Here is a 14,639-nt window from a genome sequence, read left to right as displayed (position 1 = left end):
ATTCGTTTCGCACAAACGGCTCTTTTGATTAGATCAATCTTTAAGCCGTAAAAAAAGCCGCCATAGGTACGGCGGCTTGCATAAACAATTTTAAGCGTTGATTTTGCCTTTAGCTACAGTAGCCAAAGAGTTGAACGCATTGATGTCGTTAACGGCCAGATCAGCCAACATTTTGCGGTTCATGTCTACTCCAGCAAGTTTCAATCCATGGATCAGTTTGTTGTAAGACAAACCATTCATACGTGCTGCAGCATTGATACGAACGATCCACAGTCTGCGGAAGTTACGTTTTGTGTTGCGACGGTCACGATATGCGTATACCAGGGATTTCATTACTTGCTCGTTAGCTGTTTTAAAAATACGGTGTTTGGAACCGAAATAACCTCTTGCCAGTTTCAAAACCTTTTTATGACGACGACGTACTACAAAACCGCCTTTTACTCTTGCCATATTAAAGAACCTCCCAATAAATATTAAATGTATCCGTGGTATGTGTACGGCCTAAGCCGATCCCCCATACGGATTTACTATTTCAAGTTAGCCAGACCTTGTTTCAAACGTCTTACGTCCCCGGCAGCCATAACTGGGTTGCCGTTCAGAACGCGCTTAGCACGTTTTGATTTGTGGGAAAGCAAGTGGTTTTTGTGAGCTTTGTAACGCAGGACTTTACCGGAACCGGTAATTTTGAAGCGTCCTTTCAAACTGCTGTGTGTTTTCATTTTAGGCATTTTGTGTTTCCTCCTCCAATGTTATCAGGCTTTAGGAGCCAGAATCATGATCATACTGCGGCCTTCCAATTTTGGTTGACGTTCGATGGTGCAAAGTTCTGCAACCTCCACCTTAACGCGTTCCAAAATCCGTTGACCAATGGCGGCATGCGCAATTTCACGTCCGCGGTAACGAACGGAACATTTTACCTTGTCGCCTTCTTTCAAGAACTTAACTACATTACGAAGCTTCGTTTGATAATCATGCTCCTCAATATTGGAACGGAACCATACTTCTTTAATGTCAACAATTTTCTGGTTCTTACGGGCTTCTTTGTCTTTCTTTTGTTGCTCATAGCGGAATTTGCCATAGTCCATGATGCGGCATACCGGCGGTTTAGCCTGTGGTGCCACATTGACCAGGTCCAAGTTCAGGTCAATCGCCATTTGAAGTGCTTCCCGAATCGGCGTGATCCCAATTTGTTCTCCTTCAGCTCCGACAAGGCGTACTTCCTTCGCCCGAATCTCATCATTAATCATGTGATCTTTACTAATAACCGTCCACCTCCAGGTCATTTTGAATATCCTGTTACACAAAAATAAAAGGGATGCCGGTTAAGCTACCGACATCCCTGTAATCAACACAATTCTTCATGAGTAAACACTTCATAAATTATTGGGATCGTTGACCAGCCAACATGTTTGTTGATCAGGTGAGAAGTCGGACTTCTACTTGTGATTCCATAGCTATTCATTTAACGCACTTGAATACTATAACATCCTGTAAAACTATTGTCAACGTCTCTACAATATTTTTTTTACAGACATGCTTTCATCCAAGTCGACCAGTCATTATCCCTGCTTACTCTGTACCTCATCCAAACGTACAACACGTGTATGTTGGGTATGGCTCCATTGTTTGTTGTTCTGCGTAAAGAACGCGTAGAACGTAATTGGATACCATGAAAGAAGGTAAATCGGGAACAAGATCAGGTACAGATACACTTTGGCAAACGTAACCTTTTCCAGCGCCATGGACAACAAGAATGTCAGGACGTTCAGACCAATCGCTAGGAATCCTACCCAAAGCGGGAAGTACCCGTATATGTTTGCGATATGAGGACCACTGAATATCGCTGTATCCACCCACAGGACAGCTGTCATCAGGAACGTAAGCAAAACAACGTACACGTTTGCTCCATACACAGCAAGGTCAAATTTCACCAAGCTTCTTTCCTTGATACTCTGCCACAGCAGTGGGAAGAAATATCTACGCGCAACCGTAAAGTGACCTTGCATCCAGCGAAGACGTTGTCTTGCTGAAGCTTTAAAGGTTAATGGCTTCTCATCAAATACTTTGGCATCATAGTTAAAGACAGGATATACATTACGCTGAACACTGCGCATCGTAAACTCCAAATCCTCAACCAGACTTGTAGCGCCCCAACCAATTTCCTTGAGCAGGTTGGTCTCGAAGCACATTCCAGTACCTCCGAGGAAATTCGCCATATTCAGATTATGACGGGACAACTGCCACAGACGGTTGATGTACCAGTAAGATACGCCATATGCTGCAGTGATCCAGGAATCCTCCGGATTTTTGGTATCAATGTATCCTTGAATTACACGCGAACCATTGCACAAGTCGTCATTCATCTCGAGCAAGAAGTTACGGTCAACCAGGTTATCCGCGTCAAACATGACAACCCCGTCATACTGACGTGGCAATTTCCACAAGTATTTAAGCATCCATTCGATGGCATACCCTTTACCTCTGAGATCAGCATTCGTACGTACACAAGCATTCAATCCATGCTGTCTTACAATTTGAGCCGTTCCATCCGTACAGTTGTCACAAATGACAAACACATCATACAGATCTTCCGGGTAATCCAATTGTTTCAGGTTCTCCATCAAGGCACCAATAACTTGTTCCTCATTGTGTGCTGCGACGAGTACAGCGAATGATTTTGTCGCCGGATAATGTTTCTTTTTCTTTTTCTTAATCAGACCGAACAGCGAAAACGTGAATTGGTACACGGCTAGCAGTGCCAGAATGACCTGCATCGTGACGAATATAGCGTCCAACATCGTTCTCTGTTACCCCCTTTTTTTCAAAACCAGATTACTTAAAACGTTTCTCTTCCCGGATTCTGCACTTTTTATTTTTTTTGTGATGCGCAGAATATGACCCTGTTCTTTGGTTTACTACGCAAATATTTCAGACAATGATTCAAGCATGGTTGATGCCAGTTGGCTGCTTTATCGATTTTGTATTCTTTTCAGCCATTTGTCAAAACCGCAATTCCACTTCCTGAAGCAGAAATGTGAACTTTAAACGCTGAATAGGCACCTCGTGATACTCCAACCTCGCATTCATGCCTGTTATATCTTATTTTCAGCCGTTTACTTGATTTTTATTTCTAAAGTCCCTGCTTTTTTCATCAGGCTGATACATATCGACAGAGGCTCTATATCAAATAACGTAAACAGACCTCAAAAAGTTCAGTCTTAAACTCACATTTTTTTAACCACATTTCAGCCATGTTGAATCATTGTATCTTTTTTAGATCGTCCGAGTCAAAAAGTTAAGTTGGGTGTATATCCACTCTTTAACATGAATTTTACCTTCTTCACATGTGTTCTTCTTGAAAAGGACAACATTTAAAAATATGATAAACATATACCTGAAATAACCTCAAGTTCACGAAAAAACGGTTATATACTAAATCAGGACGAAACCGGACACAGCAATTTACCGGAAATATTGCCGCCAACATGGGGCCTGACTGGCAGGAGGCCAATATGAGCCGTTTATTCGTAAAGTTTCAAGAGTATGATCGAAATGTATTTATGTGGATTAATGGTCGACTTCATAATCGATTTATGAACTTTTGGCTGTATTATTTCACCCATCTGGGCGGAGCAACTTCTTCTATTGCAGTATCCTTACTAATCTGGCTACTGGCTCCCGCTCCTTGGAGTACAACAGGACTTCAGGCATGCATCGCTCTGGCCGTTAGCCACATTCCCGTAGCAATCGCCAAAAAACTGTATCCGCGCATTCGGCCTTATCTGGCCCTACCGGATACGATTACGTTCCGCAACCCCCTGACGGACCATTCGTTCCCTTCAGGGCATACTACTGCGGTATTCTCGGTTACGGTTCCTTTTATGGCAATGGAGCCGTTCCTATTGCTGTTGTTACTCCCTGTTGCATTAATTGTCGGATTTTCACGAATTTACCTGGGGTTACACTATCCCTCAGATGTGCTCGCAGGCGCTACTATCGGTACTTTAGTCGCACTTGCAACAGTTGCTTTATGGACATAATGTGAATATGTTAGACTAAGGAAAACCTAGCAGGAACAGGTGAAGCAAGCGTGGAGAAAAAAAGAGTATTACTATTATCTGAAGGCTTTGGCGCTGGTCATACTCAAGCCGCTTATGCGCTGTCCAGCAGTTTGCGAAAACTTTCGCCGAATGTGCAAACCAAAGTGCTTGAGCTGGGAAGTTTTCTGAACCCCAGAGTTGCGCCACTCATTATTACAGCGTACAAAAAAACGGTCATTAATCAGCCCAAGCTCATCGGGTATGTATACAGGCACCAATATAAAAAATCCTTGAACCGGCTGACTACACTCGCGTTGCATAAACTGTTTTATACCCATACACGCAGTATTGTGCGTCAGCTTCGTCCGAATGTTATTGTATGCACCCACCCAATTCCCAGTGCTGTCATATCCAGACTGAAACGTCTGGGTGTGCAGGTTCCACTTTGTACAGTCATCACCGATTATGACGCCCACGGGACATGGATTAGCCCAGAAGTGGACCTGTATCTTGTTTCTACAGATGAGGTAAAGTCCAAATTAATGCTGCGAGGTGTATCTTTAGACAAAATTCGGGTTACTGGCATTCCGATCCACCCCAACTTCTGGGAACATCCCGGGCGGGAGGAGATCCGAGGCAAATTCAATTTAAAGAACATGCCTACTGTGCTTGTGATGGGCGGTGGCTGGGGAATGCTTAGTGATGAAGTGGTTAACCAATTATTGACACGCTGGCATGAGGATGTTCAGATTATTTTCTGTCTTGGCCGCAATGACAAAAGCCGAATCAGCATGGAACAAAATCCGTTGTATCAAAAAGATAATATCCATATCATCGGGTACACCAATGAAGTGGACAAATTAATGGAAGTATCTGACCTCCTGATCACCAAGCCTGGCGGAATGACATGCAGTGAAGGGTTGGCAAAGGGAATCCCCATGTTGTTCCATAATCCCATACCGGGCCAGGAAGAAGAAAATGTTCAGTATTTCACCGCACGAGGTTTGGGGGAACCCATTACTTCCCTTGACGTTGTTGTAAAATGGATGAATAAACTGCTTCATAACTACCCTGACATTGTTCGCAAACGCAAACGTCACATGGCGCAGATTGCCAAGTATCACCCCATGCAGAGCGCACAGAGTATTATCGACCTTCTGGACCTGCGTCCCTACTCGGCAGACCAAGCCAGACTGTGACGGCTTCAAACAAGCCCGCATGTACACAGTAAAGGTGCCTTCGAATCGAAGGCACCTTTTTTTAATATGAAGAAAAGTGCAAACTATTGAATACCAGCAGACTTCAAGTAATCCTGCCACTGCTTGGTATACTCACTCTGAATCTTCTCAAGGCCCGCCTGTTTGGCTTTTTCCATAAATGTATTCAGACCCGCTTCTACATCCTCCACCAATCCCACATTCAACGGATAGAGATACTGCTTCTCTACCTGCTCCAGTGCAGCTTTCTCAGCTTGGTATGGCGTCCAATCCTCAGCAAATCCGGTAAAGATATCCGGCTTTTTCATTTTATCCAGCTCTTTGAAAATAGCCAGCACATCATCAAAGCTCTTATCATAGAGCATGAATTCCGGGTTACGCCAAGCCCAGCCATTCATGCCTTCACGCGGGAACCCATTGGTCTGGGCATCGCCCACCATTTTATAATAACCGTCTTGAACTTCAAAGTTTTTGCCTTCCACACCATATTCGGTAAGCCAGTTGTAACGTTTGTCGGTAACCAGTTTCTCGTAGAATGCGAGTGCTTTCTCCGGGTTTTTGCTGCTGCGTGGAATTGCAAAACCATTGTGGATCGGGTGAACTGGTTGTGCAACCCCTTTTGCATTCGGGTAAGGGAAATAACCGAGCTTCCAATCCGGGTGAGTGGACTGGACCTTGATCACATCCGCATTAAATTTGTTCGGATTCTCACCCGACAGTACAACAGCCGATTTGCCATTTTGCAGCAATGAGTTGGACGTATCCTTTACATTCAGCACGTTTTTCGGGAAAAAGCCTTTGTCCATCCAACGTTTGTACGTTTTCAGGTCTTCCAGATGCTGTGCAGATCCCCAGTAGGAATTGATATTGGATGGTGTATCATACATGATATCCAGACCATAAGGGAGCTGACCGGCCGTATTCACCAGCTTGGATGTCAATTGTCGAATACCATGGGTATGGTTCGCATTACTATCCGCGATTGGAATCATATTCGGTTCATTGGCTTTGATTCCCTCCAGATAGGCTTCGAGTGTCTCCAGAGATTCCGGTTTGGGCAGATTGTACTTCTCACGCAAATCCTCACGGTACGCAATACCCTCAGTAACATATTCAGTCCATGTCGATGGTACAGTATAGATCTTGTCGTTAACTTTTACCGCGTTCCACATGTCATCAGGTACATAAGCTTTGAGCGTTGGTGCTGCCTTAGGCAGTAGTTCATCCAGAGGCAGGAATGCTCCTTTTTTCGCATAAGACTGGTAGAACGTCCAATCCGCGGTAAAGATCAGATCAATCGGTTGACCGGAGGACAGCAGCAGTTTGTATTTCTGGTCCCAGTCTGTCCAGGAGGTATAGTTAAATTTCACATTGACGTTCAGATCTGCCTCAGCCAGCTTGTTGATTTCCGACTCAATCGCAGGCAGATCCTTGGGGGCATCACCAAGCATGTAGAATTGCAGTGTTACCTTCTCCCCTTTGTTTTCAGAAGAACCTCCCTGCTCACTTCCTTGCGCAGATCCCCCCGAACCGTTATTACATGCGGCAAGCACCCCGGCAAACAACATCAGGGCAAGTACCATAGACAGGTGCCGAATTGTTTTGTTACGCATACGCATCCTCCCTTTTTGTGGTCAACCTTATATGTTAGCGCAGACTCGCCATGATTCAGACGCAGACGGATAGACAGTTATCCCGCCATCTGCACCCACAGCGCGTGCACGTTCTAACCTTTCACCGCACCAATGGTAAGACCCTTGACAAAGTACCGCTGCACAAATGGATACAGGAACAAGATGGGGCCAGTAACCACAATAGCCATTGCCATTTTGGTCGATTCGGTAGGTACATCCTGGCTAAGAGTTATGCCGGTACCAATCGCCATCTGGTCAATGAAGGTAATCGTGTTCATGGTGTTATACAAATAGAATTGCAGCTGGTACATATCCGGGTTGTTAATGAACAAGGATGACGTGAACCAGTCATTCCAATACCCCAGTGCCAGAAATAACCCTACAGTGGCAATGCCGGGCATCGCCAGTTTCAGTACTACGCTAAAGTAAATGCGGAAATCATTCGCTCCATCGATTTTAGCTGACTCAATCAGCTCATCCGGAACGGCTGAACGAATGAAGTTTTTCATTAGGATAATGAGAAAAGGCGTCATCAGTCCCGGAAAAATCAACACCGTATACGTGTCCGTAAGATTGAAATAATTTGCAAGCATGATGTACCAAGGAACCAATCCCCCGCCAAAGAGGGTTGTAAAGTAGATGAAAAATGAGAAAGCGTTCCGGTACTTGAAATCTTTGCGTTGCAGTACAAATCCCGCCATCGTAATGAGAAATAGTCCAAGGGCCGTACCCACAACGGTTGTAAAGACCGTCACGCCATAAGCTTTGAGCACCTGGGTCGGAAATTTGAACACCATCTTGTAACCTTCCAAGGAAAAATTGGTTGGAAAGAGGTGATACCCATCTCTTACAATGGATTCGTTGCTGCTGAATGAGCCGGATAAAATCAAAAGAAATGGAATGATACAGATTAAGGAAAGAATCAGGATCATGCTGTAAGCGATGATTTGAAACAACAAGGTGAATTCTGTATCTCGGGTACGCGTGTGCATAGTAGGTCTCCCTTCTGCCTATAGGCGTTTTAGAACAAGGCGTAGTCCTCATTCACTTTACGGATGATATAGTTGACGGTCATGATCAGGATAAAACCGAACAGCGATTGATACAGACCCGCCGCGGTAGCCATTCCGATATCAAACGTCACTTTCAGAGAACGATACACATACGTATCGATGATATCTGTAGCGTTATATAAGACACCGTTGTTTCCAATGAGTTGGTAAAAGAGATCAAACTGTCCCTTCATAATGCTCCCGAGCGAGAATAACAACAGAATAACAAAGGTCGGTTTTAGCATCGGTAGGGTGATGTACCAAATGCGCTGAAAGATATTGGCCCCGTCAATCCGGGCGGCCTCGTAATACTCATCGCTGATACCTGTAATGGCTGCAAGGTAGATGACCATGCTGTACCCAAGATTTTTCCACAGATAAAAAATGATGATCAGGAACACCCATATCCAGGGTGTGTTGTAAATATCAATAGGCCCCGCCTCGAAACGTTTGAGTACCGTGTTCACGAAACCAGATTCATAGTTAAACATGTTGTAAGCGATTACACTTAATAGTACAAACGAGATGAAATAAGGTAAAAACATGACCGACTGCGTAATTTTCTTAAACACTTTCCCCCGAATTTCACTGAGCAAAATTGCACAGAAGATCGCTAGCCCGTTTCCCAATATAATGAAGGCCAGATTGTACCCCACTGTGTTGGTTGTCAGCTTCAGCAGCATTCCTGATTGCCAAAGAAACTTGAAGTTCTCCAGTCCCACAAATGGGCTGCCGAACAAACCACCTTCAAAATCATAGCGGGTAAACGCATAATAGATGCCGACCATCGGAAAATACGAGTTAATCAGAAAAAAGATCAGTGTAGGCAGCAGCATCAGGAACATAATTTTATTTTTGTTCAATTCTTTGAGCATGGCTCGATCCCTCCCGAATTTCTTACGGCTCGGCGCGCAGTGGAGCTCTGTTTTTATTGTAGTTGCCCTAAGCGCTACCGGATACTGAATCATCCGGCCGGATCATGAACGATTCTGCGAAACGGAATATGAACAATATGAACGAACACTGAAATGAATGCCTGAGCGTTCACAAAAGTTGATATCGTGCATAGGTTGAACCTAGTGAACAATACAGCGAAAGTTGAACTTTAGCTAAGGAAATCGGGCATAGCAGCCGTTCTTCGTTGATGTAAACGCATACATAATATATAATTCAAGATACATCCGTGATTCACCACGCCCATATATGAAGTCTTATCCTTCGCTATGAAGTCTAACTTTGTTCATCCAAAACAGGAGGCCCACGGGAGGAAAGGTCATGCGTAAACGTTCAGAGGACAGTCAGAAGGTGTTTGCACGGATTCTCATCGGCATAATTGTTAGCACCGTTGCCACCTTGCTTGTGGCTTCTACCATTTTGTACGTCAACTATAATCGTATTGCCCTTCGCCAGGTCTACCGAACAGATATGAATAGTCTTACCCAGACCAGTCGGGAAGTCTCCAAGATGACCGAGACCGCCAAATCACTGTCTTATCAGATTTATCAGGATTACACCATCTCTGCCCTGCTGCTCTATTCGAATCCGAGTATCTATGAAATTACGTCAGCGATGGAACAACTCGACAACTATCGCATGTCCCTCCCTTTTATCGAATCCATCTATGTATATAACTCCAAAAATGATGAGTTCTTTATCAGCTCCAATGAAGTTCGCAATGGACAACAGTCCATTTCTGAAATTGACGATCAAGGGATTACAAGTATCCTCGACAGGTTCCATGACTACAAGCCTTTTGTCCCCATTCCGCGTACATACCAAGTTGGCTCGACCGAGGAAACTCAGGTCAGCAGCTATACGTACCTCTGTTATGACACGATCAATGACAATGCCACACTGAATTATGCGGTTGTCGTAAATATTAAGGACGACTGGCTCAGCCCCAATATGAACTCAGTCGATCAGCCAGGGAAAACGTTTATTATCAATGAACAGGGACAGTTATTGTCCGATTTCAGCAATCGTGCGCTGATGAAAGATTTGTCCAATGAAACGTTTATGCAGCCAATCCTGGAAAACAAGGAGCAGTCCGCCTACTTTACCGCAGAGGTTGATGGAAAAAGGTCACTTATTACCTACACCGCTCCTGACAATCTCGGGTGGCGCTATGTACGAATCACGCCTTATGACCTGATTACAGCAGATATTCGTAATATGCGAACACACACTGTTCTGTTTTGTCTTGGGCTATTAATTGCGGGAGTGCTCTTATCCTACCTCGTGTCCCGGAAGCTATATCATCCCATTGATAAAGTGCTTGTCCGTATGCGTGTGATGGAAGCGGAGCGTCGTGGCAGTCTGCATCTTTTGCGACAGGACTTTCTGCGCGGGGCTTTGCAAGGACGGGAAACGGTAACGGGAGGCATGCTGGAGGAACGAATGAAGTTCTATGGCTCTTCTGTTGATGTTCATCGTCTAACCAGACTGGTACTGCTTCGTATTGATCATTTTACCGATTTCAGCGATACCTACCGGGATGAAGTCCAACTTATAAAATATGCAATGATGAACATTTGCACGGAAACGGCTGACCTCTACTACTACACCGAAGCTGTGGATATGGGCGGCGATCTGATCACACTTATCTTTAATGATAAAATTCAAGAAGAAGCTGATTATGAGTATAGCTCCATTGAGGAGCTGTTGCGCATGATGCAGGCTGCCGTGATGACACATCTAAGATGTTCCATTTCATTTACTATCGGGCCAGCGGAAGATTCACTGGAAAACAGTATTGCTTCTTATACCCGATCAGCAGAAGCATCGCTTCATCGTTTGTTCATGGGTCCGGGCTGCCTGATTTATACCTCGGACATCATGGCGTACCATGCCAAAGAGTATGCTTTCCCTGTTGGAAAAGAGAGACAGTTGATTGATTGCCTGATGACAGGCAAGACAGGCGAAGCCAAACAGGTCTATGCAGACATCGTGAGCGAAACGGCAACATATCCATTTACCGTATTTCAACTGGCTCTATCCCATCTGACCATGACTCTAAATCATGTGAGAAACACACTCAAAAAGAACAACCAGCTTACACTTGAATCCATCTCCGACCGTTCAATGCTGCCGATCCATGATGCTGAGGATCTCAGTGAAGTTCACGCACACTTCTACCGCATGTTCGATGAGCTTGGATCCAAAGTAGAGGAAAAACGAACGCTCAAACATGAAGAACTCATTCGCAAAATTAACTGCATTATTGAACGAGATTACGCAAACACCAATCTTTGTCTGACCTCAATTGCGGATGAACTAGCCATGTCACCCATCTATGTCAGTAGACTCTATAAACAACTAACGTTAAAAGGACTAACCGATGTCATTAACGAGACCCGCATAGCCAAAGCGCAATATCTGCTCATTGAGACAGAAAACTCCGTAGCTGATATTGCCGAGCAAACCGGATTCACCAACAGTTCTTATTTCTATCGGATGTTTAAAAAATTCAACGGGGTCACTCCCAACGATTATCGGCGTAAGGAGCTTCATTCGGAGCTTTAGCAGAAATAAAACGAACGTCCACAAGTGACGTCATGAGGTTTAGTTCATCGAAAATAGCAAAAAAAGCGTGATATGAGAGTCTGGTAGCCAGATGCATATCACGCTTTTTTATAATATTACTCTTGATCTTCGCCAGACTCGTCCGCAGCTTCCCGAACTTTATACTTGTCCAAGCGGATTTGTTGATACTCGCGCAAGGCCTCTTCACCAACGATGACTTCAACCCGGTGAATGTTCATGCCTTTGCCCATGAATTTCTGCTCATACTCTGTCATAACATGCTCTTCATTCAATCCATCGCGGTGCAAGTTCAGAGACAAATTGGTCATTTGCAGACCAAAGTCGGCAATCGCATTGAGAGAGAAATCAAACAATGTCTCCGAATCTGTTTTGAAATGAATCTGTCCTTTTGTGTTAAGCAGTTCCGTATATTTCTTCAGGAAACGTGGATGTGTCAAACGACGACGTGCATGCTTGGCTTTCGGCCAAGGATCGCTGAAGTTCAGATAAATCCGTTCCAGTTCTTCCGGTTCAAATACATCTTCAATCTGTTCGATATTGGCCAGCGCCAGCTTCAGGTTGGGCGGTGTTTCCACTTCTGCCTGACTCCATGCATTGCGGGCCTTCTCACTGGCACGACGCACCAGCTCGTCGTACATATCAATACCGATAAAATTAAATTCCGGATATTTATAACTCATTTGGCTGATAAATTGACCTTTACCCATGCCAAATTCCACAAAGATCGGATGGTCATTGCCAAACAGTTCAGACCATTTTCCTTTGTACTGTTTGGGATCAAGAACAACGAGATCAACTTGTTGCTCCAGATTTTCCCGAATCCCTTTTCTGCCACGTAAACGCATCTTATTCCTCCGTTTATCCATACTTGTCTCAGAATCATTTTGCCGAAGAACTGGCTAATTGTAAAGAGCAATGAAAAAGGAATCTTCGGATCTGCCACTTTGGGGCAAATCTCAAAGATTCCCTCTTCGATTTATTTGGAATTGGGGTCCAACTACTTTAATAGTTCATAGTCTACCTTATCTTGGTGTGAAAAATCAAATGTCTTTTCGAAAGCATCGCGAACTTTTTGTCTTGCAGCCGCTTTCACTTTCGGATTGCCATTGAAACGAACACCTGTCAAAGCCAGAGCTTCTTCTGCCGTCAGTTCTACAGAAACATGATGAAGATCATTATTTTTAACTTGGGAATTCATTCATATCACCTCACGGTATAGTATGGTCCATGACGTCAACATTGATTCAAATGCTATGATGAATAGTACCCATTAGATGGTGTCTGACGCTGGTTTAAATATAACATAATGTGTAAACTATAGCAAGGATAAAACCTCGTTTCTACGGCCTATTTTTGCGACTAGATTCCCCTTTTTTTGAGTTTTTTGATACAATGGTAAAAGTTCAAAAAGAGTCGAATTCGGTAATATAATAAGCAAGCCATTAGGTAAGCCAAAGGAGTACCCTGAAGATGAATGCACCTTCATTACAACCTCCTCTTCTGTGGGGAGATAAACGATTCCATACCTGGAATTACGAAATGAGAGACGAATTTAACAATAAGGTTTTCAAAGTGATGCTGGATGCGGGTTTCACTTGCCCCAACCGAGATGGGTCTATCGCTAAAGGGGGTTGTACATTTTGCAGCGCTCGTGGATCGGGTGATTTCGCCGGTAGCAGACGGGATGATTTGGTCACCCAATTTAATACCATTCGGGATAAACAGCATCTGAAATGGCCTACAGCTCACTACATTGGCTATTTCCAAGCCTATACGAACACATACGCACCCGTTGAAGAACTGCGTGAATACTTTGAAGAAATTTTGAAGCAGCCCGGTGTCGTGGGACTGTCCATCGCCACTCGCCCTGACTGTTTACCGGATGACGTCGTTGATTACTTGGCTGAATTGAATGAACGCACCTACCTATGGGTTGAGATGGGTCTGCAAACCATTCACGAGTCCACGTCAACCCTAATTAACCGTGCGCATGATACTCATTGTTATGAGGAAGCCGTTGCGAAGCTACGCAAACGGAATATTCGGGTGTGTACACATATTATTTACGGACTGCCGCAGGAAACCCATGAAATGATGCTGGATACCGGACGGGCTGTTGCCAACATGGATGTACAGGGGATCAAAATTCATCTACTTCATCTGATGCGCAAAACGCCAATGGTGAAGCAGTATGAAGCCGGGCTTCTTCGTTTCCTGGAACAAGGCGAGTACATTAAACTGATCGTCGATACGCTGGAGATGCTGCCACCCGAAATGATTGTACACCGCCTTACAGGAGACGCCCCGCGTGATTTGCTGATTGGGCCGATGTGGTCCATGAACAAATGGAAAGTGTTGAATTCCATTGATCGTGAGCTGCGTGAACGGGATTCCTGGCAGGGAAAATACTGGAGGGGTGCTTAAGATGGGCTTTCTTTCGGTTTTAAGTTGTGCCCATCAATGGATTTCTTCCCGTCTACAGCCTGGAGATTTAGCTATTGATGCAACGGTAGGAACGGGAGCCGACACTCTGTTTCTGGCACAAAAAGTTGGTAAACGTGGTCAAGTCATTGGTTTCGATATTCAGAGCGAGGCACTTACCTTGGCACAAGCCCGTATTCGCAAACAAGAGGACAGCGCCAAATTGGGCTCCATCTCCATGCTTCAATTAAGCCATGATCGAATGGCTGAGGCCGTTCCTGAAACATGGCAGGGTAATGTCGGTGCTGTAATGTTCAACCTGGGGTACCTGCCTTCAGAAGGTGCGGACTCCACCATAATTACGGAAACAGACAGTACTATTGCTGCCCTCCAGGCTGCACTGGCATTGCTCAAGCCACGAGGCATTATTACCGTTGTGCTGTATCCAGGTCATGATGGAGGATCACAGGAAGCGGATGCGGTATTGGAGTGGTCCTCTGCTCTGCCTGTAGAGCAGGCACAAGTGGTGATTTACCGCCAATTGCAGCGTGATGCCTCCCCTTTTCTGATTGGCATTGAGAAAAAATAATTTCCTTTAATCCACAAATGCAATAAACTAGACACAATCGCAACAAAGCACTCTTTGGGTGCAATTTATGCATTTTGTGTTCTACATAAAGATGTGCAACCGTATTCACTGTTACATTCATGCCGCATACGCGGTCATGATTG

Annotated in this window: 14 protein-coding genes; 5 read left to right on the top strand and 9 right to left on the bottom strand. The window is 44.6% G+C overall.

Annotated elements, in window-relative coordinates; genetic code table 11:
- Positions 1 to 90: 90 nt before the first annotated feature.
- The 4 genes from rplT to AC3ITG_RS08945 form a co-directional block, all read right to left on the bottom strand.
- Positions 91 to 450 (bottom strand): 50S ribosomal protein L20, encoded by a 360-nt coding sequence (gene rplT / locus AC3ITG_RS08960; RefSeq protein WP_017689664.1) that lies wholly within the window; start codon positions 448 to 450, stop codon positions 91 to 93.
- 77 nt (positions 451 to 527) lie between these two features.
- On the bottom strand, positions 528 to 728 hold the full coding sequence (gene rpmI, locus AC3ITG_RS08955) for a 50S ribosomal protein L35 (protein WP_062320217.1): 201 nt from the start codon (positions 726 to 728) through the stop codon (positions 528 to 530).
- Positions 729 to 752: 24 nt separating this feature from the next.
- Positions 753 to 1,247 carry a translation initiation factor IF-3 gene (infC, locus tag AC3ITG_RS08950; protein ID WP_024628309.1) on the bottom strand — a complete coding sequence of 165 codons (495 nt, stop codon included), beginning with the start codon at positions 1,245 to 1,247 and terminating at the stop codon, positions 753 to 755.
- A 312-nt stretch (positions 1,248 to 1,559) separates the two neighbouring features.
- Positions 1,560 to 2,798 (bottom strand): glycosyltransferase family 2 protein, encoded by a 1,239-nt coding sequence (locus AC3ITG_RS08945; protein WP_413376802.1) that lies wholly within the window; start codon positions 2,796 to 2,798, stop codon positions 1,560 to 1,562.
- Positions 2,799 to 3,512: 714 nt separating this feature from the next.
- Between AC3ITG_RS08945 and AC3ITG_RS08940 the strand changes: the two genes are divergently transcribed.
- The gene (locus AC3ITG_RS08940; protein WP_109999523.1) at positions 3,513 to 4,040 is read left to right on the top strand and encodes a phosphatase PAP2 family protein; all 528 of its coding nucleotides are present in this window, start codon (positions 3,513 to 3,515) and stop codon (positions 4,038 to 4,040) included.
- A gap of 50 nt (positions 4,041 to 4,090) precedes the next feature.
- Entirely contained in the window at positions 4,091 to 5,239 is a 1,149-nt protein-coding gene (locus AC3ITG_RS08935; RefSeq protein WP_413376800.1) for an MGDG synthase family glycosyltransferase, read from the top strand.
- Positions 5,240 to 5,322: 83 nt separating this feature from the next.
- Here AC3ITG_RS08935 and AC3ITG_RS08930 read toward each other — a convergent pair whose 3' ends face one another.
- The 3 genes from AC3ITG_RS08930 to AC3ITG_RS08920 all read right to left on the bottom strand — a co-directional run bounded on the left by AC3ITG_RS08930 (position 5,323) and on the right by AC3ITG_RS08920 (position 8,818).
- Entirely contained in the window at positions 5,323 to 6,876 is a 1,554-nt protein-coding gene (locus AC3ITG_RS08930; protein ID WP_413376798.1) for an ABC transporter substrate-binding protein, read from the bottom strand.
- 107 nt (positions 6,877 to 6,983) lie between these two features.
- Complete coding sequence (locus tag AC3ITG_RS08925; RefSeq protein ID WP_489254444.1) at positions 6,984 to 7,823, bottom strand: carbohydrate ABC transporter permease; 840 nt, start codon at positions 7,821 to 7,823, stop codon at positions 6,984 to 6,986.
- 89 nt (positions 7,824 to 7,912) lie between these two features.
- A complete protein-coding gene (locus AC3ITG_RS08920; protein ID WP_489253521.1) occupies positions 7,913 to 8,818 on the bottom strand; it encodes an ABC transporter permease in 906 nt (301 codons plus the stop codon).
- A 400-nt stretch (positions 8,819 to 9,218) separates the two neighbouring features.
- Between AC3ITG_RS08920 and AC3ITG_RS08915 the strand changes: the two genes are divergently transcribed.
- Positions 9,219 to 11,465 (top strand): AraC family transcriptional regulator, encoded by a 2,247-nt coding sequence (locus AC3ITG_RS08915; RefSeq protein ID WP_489253520.1) that lies wholly within the window; start codon positions 9,219 to 9,221, stop codon positions 11,463 to 11,465.
- A 116-nt stretch (positions 11,466 to 11,581) separates the two neighbouring features.
- Here AC3ITG_RS08915 and trmB read toward each other — a convergent pair whose 3' ends face one another.
- Positions 11,582 to 12,331, bottom strand: a complete 750-nt coding sequence (gene trmB / locus AC3ITG_RS08910; RefSeq protein ID WP_489253519.1) for a tRNA (guanosine(46)-N7)-methyltransferase TrmB — start codon at positions 12,329 to 12,331, stop codon at positions 11,582 to 11,584.
- Positions 12,332 to 12,483: 152 nt separating this feature from the next.
- Positions 12,484 to 12,684: a hypothetical protein gene (locus tag AC3ITG_RS08905; protein WP_062320234.1), complete on the bottom strand. Its 201-nt coding sequence runs from the start codon at positions 12,682 to 12,684 to the stop codon at positions 12,484 to 12,486.
- A gap of 272 nt (positions 12,685 to 12,956) precedes the next feature.
- Here AC3ITG_RS08905 and mnmL point away from each other — a divergent pair, with 272 nt between their 5' ends.
- Both mnmL and mnmM read left to right on the top strand, forming a co-directional pair.
- The gene (mnmL, locus tag AC3ITG_RS08900; RefSeq protein WP_489253518.1) at positions 12,957 to 13,910 is read left to right on the top strand and encodes a tRNA modification radical SAM protein MnmL/YtqA; all 954 of its coding nucleotides are present in this window, start codon (positions 12,957 to 12,959) and stop codon (positions 13,908 to 13,910) included.
- Position 13,911: 1 nt separating this feature from the next.
- Entirely contained in the window at positions 13,912 to 14,496 is a 585-nt protein-coding gene (mnmM, locus tag AC3ITG_RS08895) for a tRNA 5-(aminomethyl)-2-thiouridylate-methyltransferase MnmM (RefSeq protein WP_413376790.1), read from the top strand.
- Positions 14,497 to 14,639 lie beyond the last annotated feature (143 nt).

It is taken from the genome of Paenibacillus sp. GL_099_B, from assembly GCF_057835695.1.
Note: the sequence above shows the minus strand (reverse complement) of the source record. Positions and strands in the feature narration are given on the sequence as shown.

What these genes read in the sequence shown, in the direction of transcription:
- infC (WP_024628309.1), bottom strand. Translation starts at nt 1,247, where the DNA reads ATGATTAATGATGAGATTCGGGCGAAGGAAGTACGCCTTGTCGGAGCT.
- rplT (WP_017689664.1), bottom strand. Translation starts at nt 450, where the DNA reads ATGGCAAGAGTAAAAGGCGGTTTTGTAGTACGTCGTCGTCATAAAAAG.
- AC3ITG_RS08905 (WP_062320234.1), bottom strand. Translation starts at nt 12,684, where the DNA reads ATGAATTCCCAAGTTAAAAATAATGATCTTCATCATGTTTCTGTAGAA.
- AC3ITG_RS08920 (WP_489253521.1), bottom strand. Translation starts at nt 8,818, where the DNA reads ATGCTCAAAGAATTGAACAAAAATAAAATTATGTTCCTGATGCTGCTG.
- mnmM (WP_413376790.1), top strand. Translation starts at nt 13,912, where the DNA reads ATGGGCTTTCTTTCGGTTTTAAGTTGTGCCCATCAATGGATTTCTTCC.
- AC3ITG_RS08940 (WP_109999523.1), top strand. Translation starts at nt 3,513, where the DNA reads ATGAGCCGTTTATTCGTAAAGTTTCAAGAGTATGATCGAAATGTATTT.
- trmB (WP_489253519.1), bottom strand. Translation starts at nt 12,331, where the DNA reads ATGCGTTTACGTGGCAGAAAAGGGATTCGGGAAAATCTGGAGCAACAA.
- mnmL (WP_489253518.1), top strand. Translation starts at nt 12,957, where the DNA reads ATGAATGCACCTTCATTACAACCTCCTCTTCTGTGGGGAGATAAACGA.
- rpmI (WP_062320217.1), bottom strand. Translation starts at nt 728, where the DNA reads ATGCCTAAAATGAAAACACACAGCAGTTTGAAAGGACGCTTCAAAATT.
- AC3ITG_RS08945 (WP_413376802.1), bottom strand. Translation starts at nt 2,798, where the DNA reads ATGTTGGACGCTATATTCGTCACGATGCAGGTCATTCTGGCACTGCTA.
- AC3ITG_RS08925 (WP_489254444.1), bottom strand. Translation starts at nt 7,823, where the DNA reads ATGATCCTGATTCTTTCCTTAATCTGTATCATTCCATTTCTTTTGATT.
- AC3ITG_RS08915 (WP_489253520.1), top strand. Translation starts at nt 9,219, where the DNA reads ATGCGTAAACGTTCAGAGGACAGTCAGAAGGTGTTTGCACGGATTCTC.
- AC3ITG_RS08930 (WP_413376798.1), bottom strand. Translation starts at nt 6,876, where the DNA reads ATGCGTATGCGTAACAAAACAATTCGGCACCTGTCTATGGTACTTGCC.